This window comes from Mesorhizobium sp. M7A.F.Ca.CA.004.12.1.1, from assembly GCF_003997835.1.
Lineage (GTDB): Bacteria > Pseudomonadota > Alphaproteobacteria > Rhizobiales > Rhizobiaceae > Mesorhizobium.
In genome coordinates this window covers 1-1,855 of sequence record NZ_RZRK01001025.1, presented here as the reverse complement: position 1 = coordinate 1,855, position 1,855 = coordinate 1, and the positions used below count along the sequence as shown (strand labels likewise).

Sequence of the window (1,855 nt, the reverse complement as noted above, 5' to 3'; positions counted from 1 at the left end):
TGCCCAGCACCCGTGTCTGCTGCGGCGTCAGAGCCTGCAGCCGCTTGATGAGGTCCGATATTTCGGGATCGCGCTCGATGCCGAGATCGACGCCGGCTGGTGCTGCGATGTCGCCGGCAAGCACCGATTGCACGGCGCTGCGGATCTCCTCCATGCTGGCCGACTTGGAGATGAAGCCGGAAGCGCCGAGATCGAGCGCCCGCCTGATGGTCGCCGGATCGTCATGCGCCGACACCACGACCAGCGGCACCGCCGGATGGATGCCACGCAGCGAGACCAGGCCGGACAGGCCGCTGGCGCCCGGCATCGACAGGTCGAGCAGCACCAGATCGACGTCCTCGTTGGCCACGACCAGCGCCTTGGCGCTCTCGAAATCGCCGGCTTCATGGATGGCGGCGACGTTGCCGATGCCGGCGAGCGCTTCGCGCAGCGCACCGCGAAACAGCGGGTGATCGTCGGCGATGACGAAAGAATAGCCTGCCGGCAAATGTCCCTCCCCAAATCCCCGATGATTTTTGGCTTTTCGGGTTCAATTGGACGATTATGAGGGGCTGCGCGCTGTTTTCAAGCGGCAAAGCCAGCGCGCCGCCTCCCCTGGTTGAAGCGCTCAGGTCTTCTGAGCGCCGTCGTCCTTGTCCATATCCTTGACGATGCCCATGAAGCCGCGCAGGAAGCGCTCCATGTAGCTCATGGTCTTGTTGAAATCCTCCTCGCTCGGCAGTTTCGATTCGAGGCGGGCGGAGAGCGAATTCTCGAGCTTGGTGACGCGCTCGTCCATCGCCTTCATCGAGGTTTGCAGGCGGTCGACCTCGTCCTGGAAAGCAGCGCGTTCGTCGGCCGCCATCTTGCAGACGAGCTGGCCCGAACGTTCCTCGCAGATCGACATGGCGCCGGTCTGCGTATCGATACGGACAAAGCCGCTATCGGACTTTTCCAGGCGGTAGCGGTCGGTCTCTTCCGAATAAGCTGAAGCCGCGACCAGCGAAACGAGCGCGGCGGGGATCAAGATGTGCTGCAGACGCATGTTGTCCTCCATGGCCAAGGCCTCAGATATCGCATGTTTGCGCCGGAAATGGGGAAGACCCTTGGCGTGGCCTTTCCCGAATGGCTGGTTCGGAATCTTTTTGACGCAATTCCCAAGGGAAAGCGCTATGCGCTTTTCCCGGGAAAACCGTTTCACACTTTTCCTGGAACTGCTCTATAGCGCAACCATGTCTCAGATTATCTACAAGATAACCCCGCAAGCGCCTTGGCGCGAGGCCGAAACGCATGGTCGCTTCACCGGCGCGCCGATCGATGTCGCCGATGGCTTCATCCATTTCTCAACGGCAGCACAGGTCAGGGAAACGGCGGCAAAGCACTTTGCCGGCCAGACGGACCTTCTGCTGGTCGCCATCGACGGCGCCGGCCTGGGCGCTGCGCTGAGATACGAGGTCTCGCGCGGCGGCGCGCTGTTTCCGCATCTTTATGGCCCGCTGGACCTCAAGGCCGTGCTGTGGGTCCGGCCACTGCCGCTTGGCGCCGATGGTGTGCACCAGTTCCCGGCACTGGAGGGGCAATGAGCGTGCTCGACCGGCTCGGCCAGAAGCTGCTGTTCGCCTTCGATCCGGAAACCGCGCATGGCATGTCGATTGCGGCGCTGCGATGCGGCCTGCCGGTCGGTGCGCGGACGACGCTCGACGCGCGGCTGAAGGTCAGCGTCTGCGGCCTCGATTTCCCCAATCCGATCGGCATGGCGGCCGGCTATGACAAGAACGCCGAGGTTCCGGACGCGTTGCTTGGCCTGGGCTTCGGTTTCGCCGAGGTCGGTACCATCACGCCGTTGCCGCAGGCCGGCAATCCGAAGCCGCGTATC

3 protein-coding genes and 1 pseudogene are annotated in these 1,855 nt (G+C 63.2%); 2 read left to right on the top strand and 2 right to left on the bottom strand.

Annotated features, from left to right (window positions below):
* The coding region (locus EN984_RS33125; protein WP_164765855.1) for a response regulator transcription factor at nt 1-487 on the bottom strand (487 nt) is incomplete at its 3' end.
* Nucleotides 488-607: 120 nt separating this feature from the next.
* Entirely contained in the window at nt 608-1,024 is a 417-nt protein-coding gene (locus EN984_RS33120) for a hypothetical protein (protein ID WP_127266720.1), read from the bottom strand.
* A gap of 187 nt (nt 1,025-1,211) precedes the next feature.
* On the opposite strand from EN984_RS33120, the gene EN984_RS33115 reads away from it, so the two are divergent.
* Together EN984_RS33115 and EN984_RS33110 are read left to right on the top strand one after the other, a co-directional pair.
* The gene (locus tag EN984_RS33115) at nt 1,212-1,562 is read left to right on the top strand and encodes a DUF952 domain-containing protein (RefSeq protein WP_063173552.1); all 351 of its coding nucleotides are present in this window, start codon (nt 1,212-1,214) and stop codon (nt 1,560-1,562) included.
* A pseudogene (locus EN984_RS33110) lies at nt 1,559-1,855 on the top strand (dihydroorotate dehydrogenase (quinone)); the annotation flags it as partial. The gene EN984_RS33115 and the pseudogene EN984_RS33110, both read left to right, overlap by 4 nt.